Annotated in this window: 16 protein-coding genes and 1 pseudogene; 4 read left to right on the top strand and 13 right to left on the bottom strand. The window is 74.2% G+C overall.

The genetic code is table 11. The annotated features are described in order from the left end of the window. Window positions 1–46: 46 nt before the first annotated feature. The 4 genes and pseudogenes from Asera_RS26030 to Asera_RS34055 form a co-directional block, all read right to left on the bottom strand. Window positions 47–673, bottom strand: coding sequence for an HAD family hydrolase (locus tag Asera_RS26030; protein ID WP_030448124.1), 627 nt, complete (start codon window positions 671–673; stop codon window positions 47–49). A 115-nt stretch (window positions 674–788) separates the two neighbouring features. After that, window positions 789–4,355 (bottom strand): chromosome segregation protein SMC, encoded by a 3,567-nt coding sequence (gene smc, locus Asera_RS26035; RefSeq protein ID WP_030448125.1) that lies wholly within the window; start codon window positions 4,353–4,355, stop codon window positions 789–791. Between the two features lie 526 nt (window positions 4,356–4,881). Continuing rightward, entirely contained in the window at window positions 4,882–5,076 is a 195-nt protein-coding gene (locus Asera_RS26040) for a hypothetical protein (RefSeq protein ID WP_030448127.1), read from the bottom strand. A 152-nt stretch (window positions 5,077–5,228) separates the two neighbouring features. Then, window positions 5,229–5,447, bottom strand: a pseudogene (locus Asera_RS34055) (acylphosphatase); the annotation flags it as partial. A 239-nt stretch (window positions 5,448–5,686) separates the two neighbouring features. On the opposite strand from Asera_RS34055, the gene Asera_RS26050 reads away from it, so the two are divergent. Then, window positions 5,687–6,367, top strand: coding sequence for a TMEM175 family protein (locus Asera_RS26050; protein WP_051802681.1), 681 nt, complete (start codon window positions 5,687–5,689; stop codon window positions 6,365–6,367). On the opposite strand, the gene mutM is transcribed toward Asera_RS26050, so the two are convergent. The 9 genes from mutM to rsmD all read right to left on the bottom strand — a co-directional run bounded on the left by mutM (window position 6,303) and on the right by rsmD (window position 12,813). Further along, window positions 6,303–7,169 (bottom strand): bifunctional DNA-formamidopyrimidine glycosylase/DNA-(apurinic or apyrimidinic site) lyase, encoded by an 867-nt coding sequence (gene mutM, locus Asera_RS26055; protein WP_030448129.1) that lies wholly within the window; start codon window positions 7,167–7,169, stop codon window positions 6,303–6,305. The genes Asera_RS26050 and mutM overlap by 65 nt on opposite strands. 9 nt (window positions 7,170–7,178) lie before the next feature. After that, complete coding sequence (locus Asera_RS26060) at window positions 7,179–8,369, bottom strand: mannosyltransferase family protein (RefSeq protein ID WP_051802682.1); 1,191 nt, start codon at window positions 8,367–8,369, stop codon at window positions 7,179–7,181. Further along, complete coding sequence (gene rnc, locus Asera_RS26065; RefSeq protein ID WP_030448131.1) at window positions 8,366–9,100, bottom strand: ribonuclease III; 735 nt, start codon at window positions 9,098–9,100, stop codon at window positions 8,366–8,368. The genes Asera_RS26060 and rnc overlap by 4 nt, the downstream gene beginning before the upstream one ends. Next, window positions 9,097–10,113, bottom strand: a complete 1,017-nt coding sequence (locus tag Asera_RS26070) for a phosphate acyltransferase (RefSeq protein WP_051802683.1) — start codon at window positions 10,111–10,113, stop codon at window positions 9,097–9,099. The genes rnc and Asera_RS26070 overlap by 4 nt, the downstream gene beginning before the upstream one ends. A 12-nt stretch (window positions 10,114–10,125) precedes the next feature. Next, on the bottom strand, window positions 10,126–10,299 hold the full coding sequence (gene rpmF, locus Asera_RS26075) for a 50S ribosomal protein L32 (protein WP_030448133.1): 174 nt from the start codon (window positions 10,297–10,299) through the stop codon (window positions 10,126–10,128). A 192-nt stretch (window positions 10,300–10,491) separates the two neighbouring features. Beyond that, window positions 10,492–11,061 (bottom strand): YceD family protein, encoded by a 570-nt coding sequence (locus Asera_RS26080; RefSeq protein ID WP_030448134.1) that lies wholly within the window; start codon window positions 11,059–11,061, stop codon window positions 10,492–10,494. Between the two features lie 120 nt (window positions 11,062–11,181). Next, window positions 11,182–11,685, bottom strand: coding sequence for a hypothetical protein (locus Asera_RS26085; RefSeq protein ID WP_030448135.1), 504 nt, complete (start codon window positions 11,683–11,685; stop codon window positions 11,182–11,184). 88 nt (window positions 11,686–11,773) lie between these two features. Beyond that, on the bottom strand, window positions 11,774–12,259 hold the full coding sequence (gene coaD, locus Asera_RS26090) for a pantetheine-phosphate adenylyltransferase (RefSeq protein ID WP_030448136.1): 486 nt from the start codon (window positions 12,257–12,259) through the stop codon (window positions 11,774–11,776). Continuing rightward, window positions 12,256–12,813, bottom strand: a complete 558-nt coding sequence (gene rsmD / locus Asera_RS26095) for a 16S rRNA (guanine(966)-N(2))-methyltransferase RsmD (protein ID WP_030448137.1) — start codon at window positions 12,811–12,813, stop codon at window positions 12,256–12,258. The genes coaD and rsmD overlap by 4 nt, the downstream gene beginning before the upstream one ends. Window positions 12,814–13,123: 310 nt before the next feature. On the opposite strand from rsmD, the gene Asera_RS26100 reads away from it, so the two are divergent. Genes Asera_RS26100 through Asera_RS26110 form a run of 3 tightly spaced genes read left to right on the top strand, consistent with a single transcriptional unit; the run spans window position 13,124 to window position 14,977 of the window. After that, a complete protein-coding gene (locus tag Asera_RS26100) occupies window positions 13,124–14,170 on the top strand; it encodes a hypothetical protein (RefSeq protein WP_157035032.1) in 1,047 nt (348 codons plus the stop codon). Further along, complete coding sequence (locus Asera_RS26105) at window positions 14,170–14,349, top strand: hypothetical protein (RefSeq protein ID WP_030448139.1); 180 nt, start codon at window positions 14,170–14,172, stop codon at window positions 14,347–14,349. Before Asera_RS26100 ends, Asera_RS26105 begins: the two co-directional genes overlap by 1 nt. Before the next feature lie 4 nt (window positions 14,350–14,353). Next, entirely contained in the window at window positions 14,354–14,977 is a 624-nt protein-coding gene (locus tag Asera_RS26110; RefSeq protein ID WP_030448140.1) for a nucleoside/nucleotide kinase family protein, read from the top strand.

Below are 14,977 nucleotides of genomic sequence, written 5' to 3' on the forward strand. Positions count from 1 at the left end.
GGCCTTCCGGCGGTGGCCGGAACCAGCGCCCGCGAACAGGCAGCGGTCAGGCGGTGGCCGGGACCAGGGCGGCGGACAGGTAGGCGAGGTCGGACGGGCCGGTGTAGCGGATCGCGGCCAGGCCGGCGGCACGGGCGCCGCGGACGTTGCGGTCGCTGTCGTCGACCAGCAGGCACAGCCGGGCCGGCACGCCGAGTCGGTCGCAGGCCGCCGCGTAGAACTCGGCCGACGGCTTCGCATGCCCCAGCTGCGAGGAGTTGAGCACCCCGTCGACCTCGTCGACCAGCCCCAACTGCGCGAGATCGGCGTCGAGCCAGTCGGTGGCGTTCGAGGCGAGCAGCACCGGCACCCCGGCGGCCCGCACCGCACGCACCGCCTCGAGCACCGCCGGCACCACCACCCCGCGGTACGCCGACCAGGCGGCCACCGCCCGCTCGGCGCGCGGCCGGTCGTCGGTCGCGGCGGCCAGCGCGTCGGTGATCGAGGCGAGCCACTCGTCGTGGCTGGACCGGCCGGTCACCACGGCACGCAGCCGGTCGGGTTCGAACGCGAGGTCGGTGAGCATGCCGTCCGGCAGCCCGTGCGCCGCCGCGACGGCCCGTTCGTGGGCCGGGTCGAACTCGCGCAACACGCCGTCCAGGTCCAGCACCAGCGCCTCGCACCGCTCCCGCATCTGCTCTCCCGCCCGCGCACCGTGGTGCGGCCGGAGCGCCGCACCGGCCGCAAGGTTAACGGGCCCGCACCGACCACGGCCACCGGCCACCGGCCGGCACCGCGGGACCAACCGGTCAGCCGGCGGCGGCCTCGGCGAGGCGCTGGCTGATCACCTGGGTGACTCCGCCGCGCATCGTCACCCCGTACAGCGCGTCGGCGATCTCCATGGTGCGCTTCTGGTGGGTGATCACGATCAGCTGCGACTCGGCCTGCAGCAGCCGCATGACGTCGAGCAGCCGGCCGAGGTTGACGTCGTCGAGCGCCGCCTCGACCTCGTCCATCACGTAGAACGGGCTGGGGCGGGCCCGGAAGATCGCGCACAACAGGGCGATCGCGGTCAGCGAGCGCTCACCGCCGGACAGCAGCGACAGCCGCTTCACCTTCTTGTTCGGCGGCCGGGCCTCGACCTCGATGCCGGTGGTGAGCAGGTCGTCCGGGTCGGTGAGGCTCAGCCGCCCCTCGCCGCCCGGGAACAGCACGGCGAACACCTTCTCGAACTCGCGCGCGGTGTCCTCGTAGGCGCTGCGGAACACCTCCAGGATCCGGTCGTCGACCTCCTTGACCACGGTCAGCAGGTCGCGCCGGGTGCCCTTGAGGTCCTCCAACTGCTCGGAGAGGAACTTGTACCGCTCCTCCAGCGCCGCGAACTCCTCCAGCGCGAGCGGGTTCACCTTGCCCAGCAGGGTCAGCTCCCGCTCCGCCCGGGCGGCACGCTTCTCCTGGGTGGCCCGATCGAACGGGGCCGGCTGCGGTACCGGCTTCTCCGCCGCCTCGGCCGCGGCCACCTCGGCGGCGGTCGGCGGCACCGGCTGGTCCGGCCCGTACTCGCCGAGCAGCGTCTCGACGTCGATCGCGTACTCCTCGGCGGCCTTGGCCTCCAGCTGCTCGATCCGCATCCGCTGCTCGGCCCGCGCCACCTCGTCCCGGTGCAGCGCATCGGTCAGCCGTTCCAGCTCACCGCCCAGGTCACGCACCCGGGTACGCACGTCGGTCAGCTCCGCCTCCCGGCCGGTACGGGTGGCGGCGATCTCGTCGCGCTCGGCGGCCGCGGCGGTCAGCGACTCGCCGATGCGGTGCAGCGCAGCCTGCGCGGCGAGCGACACCGCCCGCGCGATCGTGGCGCCGCGCTCCCGGCGCGCCTTGCGGGCCGCGGCGCGTTCCCGGGCGGCCCGCTCCTGCGCGGCCTGCCGGGCCAGCCCGTCGGCGCGGCCGGACAGCGCCCGGACCCGCTCCTCGGCGGTACGCACCGCGAGCCGGGCCTCCATCTCCGCCTGCCGGGACGGGCCGACCGCGGCGGCCAGCTCGTCGCGGCGGGTGGCGTCCGGCTCCTCGTCGGCCGGGGTCGCCTCGGCCAGCCGCAGCCGCTCCTCCAGCTCGGCGAGGCCGGCCAGGTCGGCGTCGCGGGCCTGCTCGGCCTTCTGCCGGGAGGTCTGCAACCGGTCCGCCTCGCCGCGCGCCGACCGGGCTGCCGCCCCGTACTCGGCGAGCTGCCGGGACACCGCATTGCGCTGCTGCTCGGCCGACCGGCGCGACTGCTCGGCCGCCTTGGCCGCCTCGGCCCGTTCGGCCACCACCGCGCGGGCCCGTTCCAGCTGATCGCCCAGCTCCTCGACCCGCTGTTCGGCCTCCGCCCGGCGCTGCGCCGCCTCGTCGACCGCGGCCTGTACCTCGATGAAGCTCGGCGCCGAGGCGGAGCCGCCGGCGGCGTGGTCGGCGCCGAGCACGCCGCCGTCCCGGCTGACCGCGCGCAGCTCGGGCCGGTCGGCGACCAGGCTGCGGGCCGCGGCGAGGTCGTCGACCACCGCGGTGTCGCGCAGCAGCGCGGCGAGCGCGGGTCGCAGCTCGGCCGGCGCCTGCAGCACCTGCAGCGCCCAGCGGGCACCGCCGGGCAGCGTGCCGGTCGGCTCGGCGGCCGGGCCTCCGGTACCGACCAGCATGGTGGCGCGGCCGGCGTCGTCGGCCTTGAGCAGTTCGACGGCGGCGACCGCGTGGTCGACCGCGCGCACCGCCACCGCGTCGGCGAACGGGCCGAGCGCGGCGGCGACCGCGGCCTCGTACCCGGTCTCGACGGTGAGCAGGGCGGCGACGCTGCCCAGCACGCCGGGCAGCCGCTCGGCGCCGGCGGCGAGCAGCGCGCCGGCGCCGTCCTTGCGCCGCAGCCCGAGCGCGAGCGCCTCCTCCCGCGCCTTCCACTGCGTCGCCTCACGCTCGGCGGCGCGTTCGGCGGCGGTGAGCTGCTTGACGGTCGCCTCGGCGTCCTGCCGGGCCTGCTTGGCCTCAGCGAGCTGCTGTTCGAGCTGTAGATCGTCGGAGTCGATGCCGTCGGCGCTCTCCTGGGCGACGGCGAGCTCCTCGGCGGCGGTCTCGTACCGCGCCTGCGCCTCGTCGAGCGCCACGGTGAGCCGGGCGATCTCGTCCTGGGCCGCGCGGGACCGGGTCTGCAGCGCGTTGACCTGACCGGTCAGCTTCGCCAGGCCCTCGCGCCGGTCGGCGACGGCCTTGGCCGCGGCGACCAGTTCGCGCTCGGCGTCGGCGAGGTCGGCCTCGACCTGCTGCCGGTACTCGACGGTCTCGGCCAGCCGCGCCTTGTCCTCCTCCAGCGCGAGCCGCAGCTCGGTCTCCTGCTCGCGGACCCGCTCCGCCTCGCGCTCCAGCGCGTCCGGGTCGCGGCCGGTGCGCTCGTCGTCGCCGGCCGCGGACAGGAACCGGACCCGCTCGGCGGCGAGCTGGCTGGTCGAGCGGAACCGTTCCTGCAGCCCGGACAGCTTGTACCAGGTCTCCTGCGCCCGGGCGAGCACCGGCGCGTCGGCGGCCAGCGCTTCCTCCAGTTCGGCGAGCCGGCGCTGCGCGGTGCCGTACTCGGCCTCGATGCGTTCCCGGCTGCTGCGGATCGACTCCTCGTCGGAGACGTCCTTGCGCAGCGCGCCGCGGACCGCGGACAGGTCGTCGGCCAGCAACCGCAGTCGCGCGTCGCGCAGGTCGGCCTGGATGCCGGCGGCCCGGCGGGCGATCTCGGCCTGCTTGCCGAGCGGCTTGAGCTGGCGGCGCAGCTCGCCGGTGAGGTCCTGGACCCGGTTCAGGTTGGCCTGCATCGCGTCCAGCTTGCGCAGCGCCTTTTCCTTGCGCTTGCGGTGTTTCAGGACGCCGGCGGCCTCCTCGATGAACCCGCGCCGGTCCTCCGGCTTGGCGTGCAGCACCGCGTCGAGCTGGCCCTGACCGACGATGACGTGCATCTCCCGGCCGATGCCGGAGTCGGACAGCAGTTCCTGGATGTCGAGCAACCGGCACCGGTCGCCGTTGATCTCGTACTCGCCGTCGCCGGTGCGAAACAGCCGCCGGGTGATCGACACCTCGGTGTAGTCGATGGGCAGCGCACCGTCGGCGTTGTCGATGGTCAGGGTGACCTCGGCGCGCCCGAGCGGGGCCCGGCCGGACGTACCGGCGAAGATCACGTCGTCCATCTTGCCGCCGCGCAGCGCCTTGGCGCCCTGCTCGCCGAGCACCCAGGCGATGGCGTCCACGACGTTGGACTTGCCCGAGCCGTTCGGCCCGACCACGCACGTGACGCCGGGTTCCAGCTTCAGCGTCGTGGCGGTGGCGAACGACTTGAAGCCCTTCAGCGTGAGGCTCTTGAGATGCACTGGGCTGTCGATCCTCCATGCGGGTATGACCTGCGCGCAGCGCGACGACCTGCGGCTGCGGGCCCACCGACGTGCCGGCCGGGGCGAAAAGGCCCGAGTCGCAGGTTACCGTGCCGCACCGCGCCCGACGGGCAGGAGCGCACCTCCGGCGCGCCAGGGGGACCCCCGGAGCGGGTGGACCGGCCGGCGTGCGACCACGACAGGAGCACTCGGGCCGGATCGACCGGAGCGCGAAAACACGGATGCGCCGACGCGGAGCTGGGCGCCCACGCCGAGCTGGGCGTCGGCGCCGAGCTGGGCGTCGGCGCGGGCCACCCGCGGGTACCCGGTGGCGGCGTTCCGGTGGCCACCGACGCGCGGCCGCGAAGCGGCGGCCACGCCGGGGCTTGGGGGTACCGGTCCCACCGCGGCGGGACCCGTCGGTACTGCGGTGATGCGTGCGCCGTCGGCCGGTGCGCGGTCCGTACGGATCCGGGCCCGGCCGGGCGTCTGCCCCGCTGCCGGCCCGGTACGGATCAGCGCCGGCTCAGGTCAGCGCGGGTTCGGAGATCCGGAACAGATCGTCGGACTCCTGACGCGCCGCGGTCAGCCGGTCGTTCTCGGCCTGCAACCGCGCGGTCTCGAACTCCAGCGCCCGCACCCGGGCGCGCAGTCGGGTGACCTCGTCGATCAGACGCCGATCGGGCGCGTGACCGACGTGGCCGTAGAGGGCCTTCGCCATGGTGTCTCCTTGCGAATGCGTCGCCGGATGGCCGTAGGTGCACACCCGCGGCCTGATCGGCGAGACGGGCGGGTGCAGTGGCGACGTCCATATGGTGTGCCAGCACGGCCGACATCGTCAAGGATGTCATGAGTCTGGTGGACTCAACTTCATCACCCCGTCGCAAATCCAGCCAGGTCGCCGCGGGCCCGCTCCACCCGTACCACCACGGCATCCACCCGTCCCGGGGCCCGTGGACCGCCGAGCCAATCGGTGAGATCGTGACATGCAGCACGATCCCCCTCCGCGACCACCTCGACCCGCCCATCGGGGAGATTCCGGACCCAACCGGACAGGCCCAGCGCCTCCGCCCGGGACCGGGTCCGGTAGCGGAAGCCGACCCCTGCACGAGGCCACGCACCAGCGCGACCACGCGGATCGACCCGCCCGTTGCGTCCGGTACCGCCGCACCCATCCGACCGTCCAGATCAGAGCCGAGAGTGGTCCCGCTGCATACATAGCGTAGTCCGAGAGGCCCGTTCCGGCGACATTTGCCGGCCCGGTCACTCGCCGGCGCGGTCGCCGGCGCCTGCCGACGCGCGGCGGGCATCAGCCACCGATAATGCCCCGGGTGAACCCCACCACGATCACGCCGGCACGGCTGTCCGCGCTCAGCGACGCGATCATCGCGATCGCGGCGACACTGCTGGTACTCGACATCCGCGCACCGGTGGCGGCGGCCACGGTGTGGCCGGCGCTGGGCCACGAGTGGCCGTCCCTGGTCGGCTACGTCGTCAGCTTCCTGATCATCGGGATCGCCTGGATCCACCACCACAACCTGTTCCACCAGGTCCGGGCCGTCGATCGCACCCTGCTGCTGCTCAACCTCGGCATGCTGCTGACCATCGGCTTCCTGCCGGTACCGACCGCGACCATCGGCGAACACCTCGCCGACGGGCACGACGCGACCGGCGCCGCGGTGTTCTACGGCGCCGCGCTGACGCTCACCTCGGTGTGGTTCACGCTGTTCTGGCAGCACCTGTACCGGCATCCGGAGCTGCTGCAGCCCGGCGGCACCGAGACCGCCCGCCGGGCCCGGCGCACCTCGCTGATCGGCCCCGCCGGGTACCTCGCGGCGACGGTGCTGGCACTCGCCACCCCGATCGGGTCGATCCTGGTCGAGGCGGGGCTGGTGGTCTGGTTCGTCCTCGGCCGCGGCGCGCCCTCCGGGCGCACCGGTGCACCGGTCACGGACGCGGCTGGCGGGGGCGCGGCTGGCAGTGCGGGCAGCGGTACGACGAGCGGTTCATGAACGGCTCGCGCCGGATCGGCGTGCCGCACCGGTGGCACGGTTCGCCGTCCCGGCCGTACACGTCCAGCGACCGGGCGAAGTAGCCGGACTCGCCGTTGACGTCGACGTACAGCGCATCGAAGCTGGTGCCACCGGCGCGCAGCGCGTCGCCGAGCACCGCGCGCACGTCGGCCAGCAGCGCCCGCGCGACCGGGCGGGTCATCGTGTCGGTGGCACGGGCCCAGTGCAGCCTCGCCCGCCACAGCGCCTCGTCGGCATAGATGTTGCCCACCCCGGAGATCAGCGACTGGTCCAGCAGCGCCCGCTTGATGCCCGTCCGGCGGCGGCGCAGCGCCGCGACGAACGCCTCGTCGTCGAAGGCGGGATCGACCGGGTCGCGGGCGATGTGCACGATCTCCGCCGGCAGTTCGGCGCCGCCCGCGGCGAGCGACAGCCCGCCGAACGTGCGCTGGTCGACGAACCGCAGCTCGGTGCCGGCGTCGGCGAACCCGAGCCGTACCCGCAAATGCTTCTCGTCCGGCTCCTCCGGCGGCTGCACCAGCAGCTGACCGGACATGCCCAGGTGGGCGAGGATCGCGTCGCCCGGTTCGCCCGGCCCGTCCAGCGGCAGCCACAGGTACTTGCCGCGGCGGCGGGCGCCGACGATCGTGCGGCCGACCAGCGCCGCGGCGAAGTGCTCGGCACCCGGCGCGTGGCGGCGGATCGCCCGCGGGTGGCGCACCTCGACGCGCTCGATCCGCCGGCCGGCCACCCACGTCGCCAGGCCGGCACGGACGGTCTCCACCTCGGGAAGTTCAGGCACCCAGCACCTCTAGATCGTGTACGGCCAGACGGTGATCATGTACGCCCCGAACCAGCAGCCGACCAGGCTGATCGCCACCAGGCAGGGCACCAGCACCCGGGTACGCGCGTGCAGCAGCGCCGCGCCGACCGGCAGCAGCACCGACAGCACCGGAACCAGCAGGCGCGGGCGGGAGTTGAAGTAGCCGGACGCGCCGGCCACCGTGCCGTAGGCCAGCAACCCGTACAGCGCGACCGGCCACCAGGCGCCGCCGGTGCGGTCCAGCAGCGCCCACAGCACCAGCGCACCGGTGAACACCAGCAGCAACGCCGTCGCGATCTGGACGAAGCCGTCGGCGTTGCGGAACGTGTCGGCGACGAAGCGCAGGCTCGCCGCACCCCAGTCGATGCCGGTGCCCCAGCCCTGCGACTGCTCGACGAACCAGCCGTCGGCGCGGCCCAGCCGCCGCCCCACCCAGAACCAGAAGCCGGGCACCGCGGCGAGCCCGGCCACCGCCGCGACCACCGGCCGCACCCGCGGCGCACCGGCGAGCCGCCGATCGGCCCACAGCCGGTACCCGGCGTAGCAGGCCAGCGCGACCGCGGCGGCCAGGCCGGTACTGCGGGTCAGCCCGGCCGTCACCGCGAACGCGCCGGCGAGCAGCCACTGCTGCCGGTGCAGGCACAGCAGCATGGCCAGCACCAGGGCGCAGAACAACGCCTCCGAGTAGGCCATCGAGAACACCACCGACATGGGCTGCGCGCAGAACAGCACCGCGAGCACGTAGCCGAACCGCTCGCCGCGCAGCCGCCGCCCCAGCAGGTGGATCAGCACCGTACCGGCGGCGCCGGCGAGCAGCGACACCACCACCCCGGCGGCCGGGTACGGCACCCCGAACAGGGCGACGAACCGGACGCACAGCGGATAGCCGGGGAAGAACGCCAGCGTGTTGCCGATCAGGTGGCCCGACCCGTCGTACTGCAGGGCGTGGTCGTAGCCGTCCCGGGCGATCCGCAGGAAGAAGTCGGCGTCCCAGATGGACAGTCGCGAGTAGACGGTCTGGCCCGGTCGGGCCAGCAGCGCCAGCAGCACGAACTGCACCAACCGGTTCGCCGCGAAGATCGCCACCGGCGCGAGCACCTGCCGGACCACGAACTCCGAGTGCGGCGACCCGGCCGTCGCCGCCGGCGCCGCGGCACCGACGTCGAGCCGCTCGGTCACGCCCGACCGGTCGACGCGCCGCCGGATCCCTCCTCGGCCCGGGCCGACAGGTCCTGCCAGGCCTGCTCGGCGGCGCGCTGCTCGGCCTCCTTCTTGCTCCGGCCGTCACCGGAACCGAACCGCTCGCCGGCGACGACCGCCCAGGCGGTGAACGTCTTCGCGTGGTCCGGCCCGTCCTCGGCCACCTCGTACTCGGGGACGCCGAGGTTCTGGTTCGCGGTCAGCTCCTGCAGGCTGGTCTTCCAGTCCAGGCCCGCGCCGCGCCGCGACGCGTCCGCCATCAGCGGATCGAACAGCTTGTGCACCAGCACCGACGCCACATCCGTGCCGTGCTCCAGGTAGACCGCGCCGAGCAGCGCCTCGGTCGTGTCGGCGAGGATGCTCGCCTTGTCCCGGCCGCCGGTGGTCTCCTCGCCCTTGCCCAGCCGCACGTACGCGCCGAGCCCGTGCGGGCCGAGCCCGCGCGCCACCTCGGCCAGCGCCCGCATGTTGACCACCGAGGCGCGCAGCTTCGCCAGCTGCCCCTCCGGCAGGTCGGGGTGGGTGCGGTAGAGCGCGTCGGTCACCACCAGCCCGAGCACCGCGTCGCCCAGGAACTCCAGCCGCTCGTTGGTCGGCAGCCCGCCGTGCTCGTACGCGTACGACCGGTGCGTCAGGGCCCGCTCCAGCAGCGGCGGCGACAGCTCGACGCCCAGCGCCGCGGTCAGTTCGGTCGGTGTCGCACTACTCATCGCCGTCTCCGGTCGTCCTCGGCGGGACCTGTCGTCGCCTCATCGCCTCGCACACCTCCTGGCGCCCGGGTCAGCTCCCGGAACACTCGATCCATCTGCGCCACCCGCTCGATCGTGTGCCCGGTCGCCATCCGCGCGGCGAACCCGATCCCGGAGGCGACATCCGACCCGTTCGCCGCGCCGTGGCAGACCACCACCGGCGCGGCCACACCCAACAGTGCCGCGGCCCGCGGCACCCCGTCCGCGGCCGGCACGCCACCGACGCCCAGCTCGCCCGGGCCCGAACCCAGCCGCAGGGCGCCCTCGATGCCCTTGAGCAGGACGTTTCCGGTGAAGCCGTCGGTGACCACCACGTCCGCCACGCCGCCGACGGGTACGTCGTAACCCTCCACCAGGCCGGCGTACTCGGTGTCCGGCGGGAGCATCCCGGCGGCCAGCAGCCGGTCGGCGGCGCGCCGCAGCTCGTCGCCGACACCCGGCTCGGTACCGATGGACAGCAGCCCGACCCGGGGCCGGGCGACGCCGAGCGTCGCCATCGCGTACCCGGCGCCGAGGACCGCGTGCCGCACCAGGTCGGCGGCGGTCGGATCGGGCGCGGCGCCCACGTCGAGCAGGATCAGTGGCCCGCGAGCCGCCGGCACCGTGACCGCGAGCGCCGGGCGCCGCAGCCCCGGGTACCGACCGCAGTGGGCCACGGCGGAACGCACCGCCGAGCCGGTCGCACCGGCCGACACCACGGCGTCGGCGCGGTCGGCCGAGACCAGTCGGATCGCCGCGTGCACCGGCAGGGTCCCGTCGGTCTCGACCGGGACCGGTTCGACCCGGTCACTGTGGGCAGCCGGCAGCCGGGCCAGCAGGTCGTCGAGGACGGCCCGGGGCCCTACCGGCAGGAGCCGGAGCACGGGGTCGGCGTTCAGCGCCAGCAGAGCGCCGTCAACCACGACGGCGGGAGCATCGTCCCCGCCGAGGAGGTCGACGGCGATCCGCGCGGCACGCCGCTCGGATCGCGTCATGTCGCGGGCGGATCAGACCTCCACGACCTGGCGGCCGTTGTAGGTGCCGCACACACCGCACGCCGCGTGCGGCAGCTTCGGCGACCGGCACTGCGGGCACGGCTGGGTCGCCACCGCGGTGGCCTTCCACTGGCTGCGGCGAGACCGCGTGTTGCTCCGCGACATCCGGCGCTTCGGAACGGCCACGTCACTCACTCCTGATGATCTTCTCGTTGGATCGGGCACCGTGCGCCGGGGCACACGGAATCGCTCGGCTCACCGAGCTGCCCAGCTATTGTCACCCATCCGGCGCCGACGACCACTGGCGGGTCGCCCACAGCCGCTCGAACGGGGCCGGCACGACCCCGATCGCCCACGACCCGCGGCCGGCGGTACCGGTCACGAATCGCCGAGTTTGTCCTTCAGACCGGCCAGCGCGGACCAGCGCGGGTCGGCCGTCTCGTGGCTGTGGTCGGCCGGCAGCTCGGCCAGCGGCTGCCCGCACTGCGCGCACAGGCCGGCGCAGTCGGGGCTGCACAGCGGGCTGCTCGGCAGCTCCAGCACGATCGCGTCCCGGATCACCGGCTCCAGATCCGCCAGCTCGTCCTGCAGCCGGCGCACCTCGTCGCTGTCGGCGGTCTCGTCGGTGGTGCTGCCCGGGTAGGCGAACAGCTCACCGATGTGCACCGTGACCGTGTCGGAGATCTCCTGCAGGCACCGGGCGCACTCGCCGCGCAGCGGCGCGGTCACCGTGCCGGAGACGAACACCCCCTCGGAGACGGACTCCATCCGCAGCTCCAGCTCGAGCTCGGCGCCCTCCGGCACCCCGATCAGCGGCAGCCCGAGACCGGCCGGCGCGGGCGCGGTGCGCGTGACCTCGCGCATCTCCCCCGCACCGCGGGGCAGCTCGCGGGTGGACAGCACCAGCGGCGACGTGGCGTCCGGCGGACGCGGCGTGCTTTCAGCCATGATGTCTCGGTCGACCTCGATCGTGTGTGGGACGCCGGCACAGCCCGGCCGGCACCGTGGAAGGCTACCCGCGGGCGCCGGGCAGCGTCGAACGGCGGCCCGCCGCCCGCCCAGGGCCGGTCAGGACATCGACGTCTCGGACAGTTCCTCGTCGTCCGGCGCGTACGAGCCGATCTCACGCAGCGCGTGCATCTTGTCCCGGCCGCGTTCGATGGTGGCGAGCGACTTGGTCAGCAGCCGCTCGAAGTTGCCGAGCGTGGTGTCGACGTACTCCTCGCACTCCTCGCGCAGCCGCTGCGACTCCTCGCGAGCCTCGCCGACGATCCGGTTGGCCTCGTGTTCGGCGGAGACGGCGACCTCGTTGGCCGAGACCAGCCGGGCGTGTTCGGCCTCGCCCTCGGTGATGATGCGCTCGGCCTCCCGCTGGCCGGCCGCGATGATCTTGTCGCGCTCCTCCAGCAACGCCTGCGAGCGGCGCAGCTCGCCCGGCAGTTCGGCCCGCAGCTCGTCGAGCATTGCGATGATCTCGCCCCGGTCGACCATGCAGTTGCGCGACGACATCGGCACCGATCGGGCGGACTCGACGTAGTTCATGATCTCGTCGATGCGCTCCAGCGGATCCAACCCGGTCACTTCCCTCCTGCCAGGCGCGGACCGCCTGCCTTGTGCTGGTACCGGGCCCACCGCACACCGGCGCGCCCGGGCCGCCGGGTCAGGCCGTACCGGGGCGCAACCGCGTGGCGAGCCGCTGGGCCACCACGTCCGGAACGTGCGGTGACACGTCCCCGCCCCACTTCGCGACGTCCTTGACCAAACTCGACGACAGAAAAGAGTAAAGCGGGTTCGTGGCCATGAAGAGGGTTTCCACGCCGGCCAGGCCCAGGTTCATCTGAGACTGCTGCAACTCGTAGTCGAAGTCGCTGACCGCGCGCAGCCCCTTCACGATGACCGAAATGTCGTGTGCCCGGCAGTAATCGACGGTCAGCCCGGCGAACGAGTCGATCGTCACGTTCGGGTACTGGCGGGTGACCTCGGTGAGCATCTCGATGCGCTCGCCGACGTCGAACAGCCCGACCTTGGACTGGTTGACGAAGACCGCCACCACGACCTCGTCGTACAGGTTGGCCACCCGGCCGATGATGTCCAGATGCCCGTTCGTGACGGGATCGAACGAGCCGGGGCAGATCGCACGCCTCATGATCGGCGACCGTACCAAAGGGTGGTCTCGCCGTAGCGCCGTCCGCGCCGGTCGGTGATCTGCTCCGGCCAGTCCGGCTCGGGGGTACGGGTCGAGCGCTCGACCACCAGCACGGCGTCCGGCGCGAGCCAGTCGGCGGTGAGCTCGGCCAGCACCGCGGTGAGCGTCTCCTGCGCCAGCGCGTACGGCGGGTCGGCGAAGGCCAGGTCATAGCGCTGCGCCGGGGGCCGCTCCAGGGTCCGGGACACCGGGCCGGCGACGATCCGGGCCGCGCCGCCGACCCCCAGCGCCGTGGCGTTGCGCCGCAGTACGGCCGCCGCCCGGGCGTCGGACTCGACGAACAGCGCGTGCGCGCAACCGCGGGACAGCGCCTCGAAGCCGACCGCGCCGGACCCGGCGTACAGATCCAGCATCCGGGTGCCGGGCAGGTCCAGCAGCGTGCCGAGGGTGTTGAACAGCGCCTCGCGCACCCGCTCCGAGGTCGGCCGGGTGGACTGCCCGGCCGGTACGGCGAGCCGGCGGCCACCGAGGGTCCCGGCCACGATCCGGGTCATCCGCGCGCTCCGTGGGCATCCTGCACGGCGTGACGGTACCCGGCCGGGGACCGGAGGCCGGGTACCGCCCCGGCGCGACGGCGTCACCACTCTGCGTATCCGGCCACGGTTCGTCGCGGCCGCCAACCACCGGCCGCCTTCCGGCCGCTGGTCCCGGATGGTTAAGGTCGGGCGTCGAGGAGGTCGCGCGGACCGGGGCCGTGGGCGAGACCGAAGTCCTTCCCCGCGCACCGCCTCACCCGCGGTCACCGCAGCCCGTCGCGGCACCGCACGCATGGCCAACCCGATCACCCCTGTCGCGGAGTACGCCTTGCCTGGCACTGACCTGGTGCGCCGGATACCGGCGCTGCTCGCCGCCCTGGCGGTCGGGCTGTTCGGCGCGCTCACGTTCGCCGCGCCGGCCGCCGCCGCGACCCACGACGCGCCCGCGACAGCCACGCTCAGTTGCGAGAACGGCAAGGTCGCGGTGCGCTGGACGATCCGCAACGGCTGGCCGGACGTGGCCGACGTCAGCGACGTCTCGGGCAAGCCGGTCGACGTGGCCCTGAGCGGTGCCGAGCTGGAGGGCAAGGGCGACAAGATCGCCGGCAAGCAGCTGGTGCCGACCTCCGCCGACACCGCGACGCTGAGCTACACGGTGCGCTGGGCCGATCGCGTCACCACCACCCGGACCGCCACCAAGACGATTCCGGACGACGTGTGCTCTACCGCGCCGCCGAAGTGCATCGAGGCCGCGGACGCGAGCTACCAGCACAGCTTCGACGGGACGAAGGGCACCGCCACCGTCGCGCTGCTCGCCGGGCAGAAGCTGTGCAAGGGCTCCAGCCAGGACTTCTCGCTGGCCAGCTACACCGCGGCCAGCGCCGGCGGCTACTCCTCCGCACTGCCGCAGCAGCTGTTCCGGCAGCAGACCCGCACGCTGAGCGCCAAGCATCCGTCCGTGACGCTGCGGGTCGCGGTACCCGACTGTTACACCCAGGTGGTGCTGATCTGGGGCGACCACGACGAGGTGCTCACAGACTTCCGCAAGGACACCCCCAGCTACGGGGCGAAGGTGCTCGGGCACAGCGGCGCGCCCGGCAACCGGTCCATCGGTCCCGTCGGCAGCTTCCGCGGTGGCCGCACCGCCTGTGTGGTCAGCGTGACCGACTCGGCCTCGCCGTCCGAGCCGCCCGCCGCGGCGCCGGCCCGGTCCGCGTCCGCCAGCAGCGCGGCCGCCGCCACCAGCGCGAGCAGCCTGCCGGTCACCGGCGGTTCGCTCGCCGCGATCATCGTGGCCGTGGTGGTCCTCGCCGGCGGCGGGCTGGTGCTGTTCGCCGCCGCCCGCCGGCGGCGCGTCACCCCGACCGACCGCTGATGCCCGACCCGACACCGCTGCCCGGCCGAGCGCGGGTGCTCCCGGGACGGCCGCCATCCGAGCCGGCGCCGACGCCGGACCACATCTCGCTGCCCGAGCCGACGCCCGGCCGCACCTCGCTGCCCGAGCCGGCGCCGGTGCCCGGTCGCACCGTGCTGCGCCGGCCGGACGGACACTGAGCCGGTGCGGGTCGAACCGGTCACCCCGGTGCTGCTGGTCGAACGGCTGGTGGCGCGCATCGTCGCGGCCGGCCCGGGCCGTACCCGGGTGCTGCTGGACGGTGCACCGCCGGCCGGGCCCGGCCGGCTCGCCGCGGCGCTGACCGACCCGCTGCGTGCCCTCGGCCGGCCGGTGGTGACGGTGCACGCCGCCGACTTCCTGCGGCCGGCATCGCTGCGACTGGAGTACGGCCGGCACGACCCGGACAGCTACTACGACGGCTGGCTGGACGCGGCCGGGCTGGTCCGCGAGGTACTGGCGCCGCTCGGGCCGGACGGGTCCGGCCGCTACCTGCCGACGCTGTGGGATGCGGTGGCCGACCGGGCGACGCGGGCCGCCTACCGCGACGCGCCGACCGGTACCGTCCTGCTGCTCGACGGCGACCTGCTGCTCGGGCGGGGGCTGCCGGCCGAGCTCGCGGTGCACCTGGACGTGTCGCCGACCGTACTGGCGCGCCGGCTGGATGCCGACGCGGCCTGGACGCTGGACGCCTACCGCCGGTACGCCGCGGAGGTGGCGCCGCGGCGCACCGCCGACGTGGCGGTGCGCTACGACGACCCGGAACACCCCGCCCTGATCCTCGACTGA

Source organism: Actinocatenispora sera (assembly GCF_018324685.1).
GTDB classification, from domain to species: domain Bacteria; phylum Actinomycetota; class Actinomycetes; order Mycobacteriales; family Micromonosporaceae; genus Actinocatenispora; species Actinocatenispora sera.

Excerpts from the sequence above, each read along its gene's own strand:
- Asera_RS26030 (WP_030448124.1), bottom strand. The coding sequence starts at position 673 with ATGCGGGAGCGGTGCGAGGCGCTGGTGCTGGACCTGGACGGCGTGTTG.
- Asera_RS26040 (WP_030448127.1), bottom strand. The coding sequence starts at position 5,076 with ATGGCGAAGGCCCTCTACGGCCACGTCGGTCACGCGCCCGATCGGCGT.
- rnc (WP_030448131.1), bottom strand. The coding sequence starts at position 9,100 with ATGAGTAGTGCGACACCGACCGAACTGACCGCGGCGCTGGGCGTCGAG.
- Asera_RS26070 (WP_051802683.1), bottom strand. The coding sequence starts at position 10,113 with ATGACGCGATCCGAGCGGCGTGCCGCGCGGATCGCCGTCGACCTCCTC.
- Asera_RS26080 (WP_030448134.1), bottom strand. The coding sequence starts at position 11,061 with ATGGCTGAAAGCACGCCGCGTCCGCCGGACGCCACGTCGCCGCTGGTG.
- coaD (WP_030448136.1), bottom strand. The coding sequence starts at position 12,259 with ATGAGGCGTGCGATCTGCCCCGGCTCGTTCGATCCCGTCACGAACGGG.
- rsmD (WP_030448137.1), bottom strand. The coding sequence starts at position 12,813 with ATGACCCGGATCGTGGCCGGGACCCTCGGTGGCCGCCGGCTCGCCGTA.
- Asera_RS26105 (WP_030448139.1), top strand. The coding sequence starts at position 14,170 with ATGCCCGACCCGACACCGCTGCCCGGCCGAGCGCGGGTGCTCCCGGGA.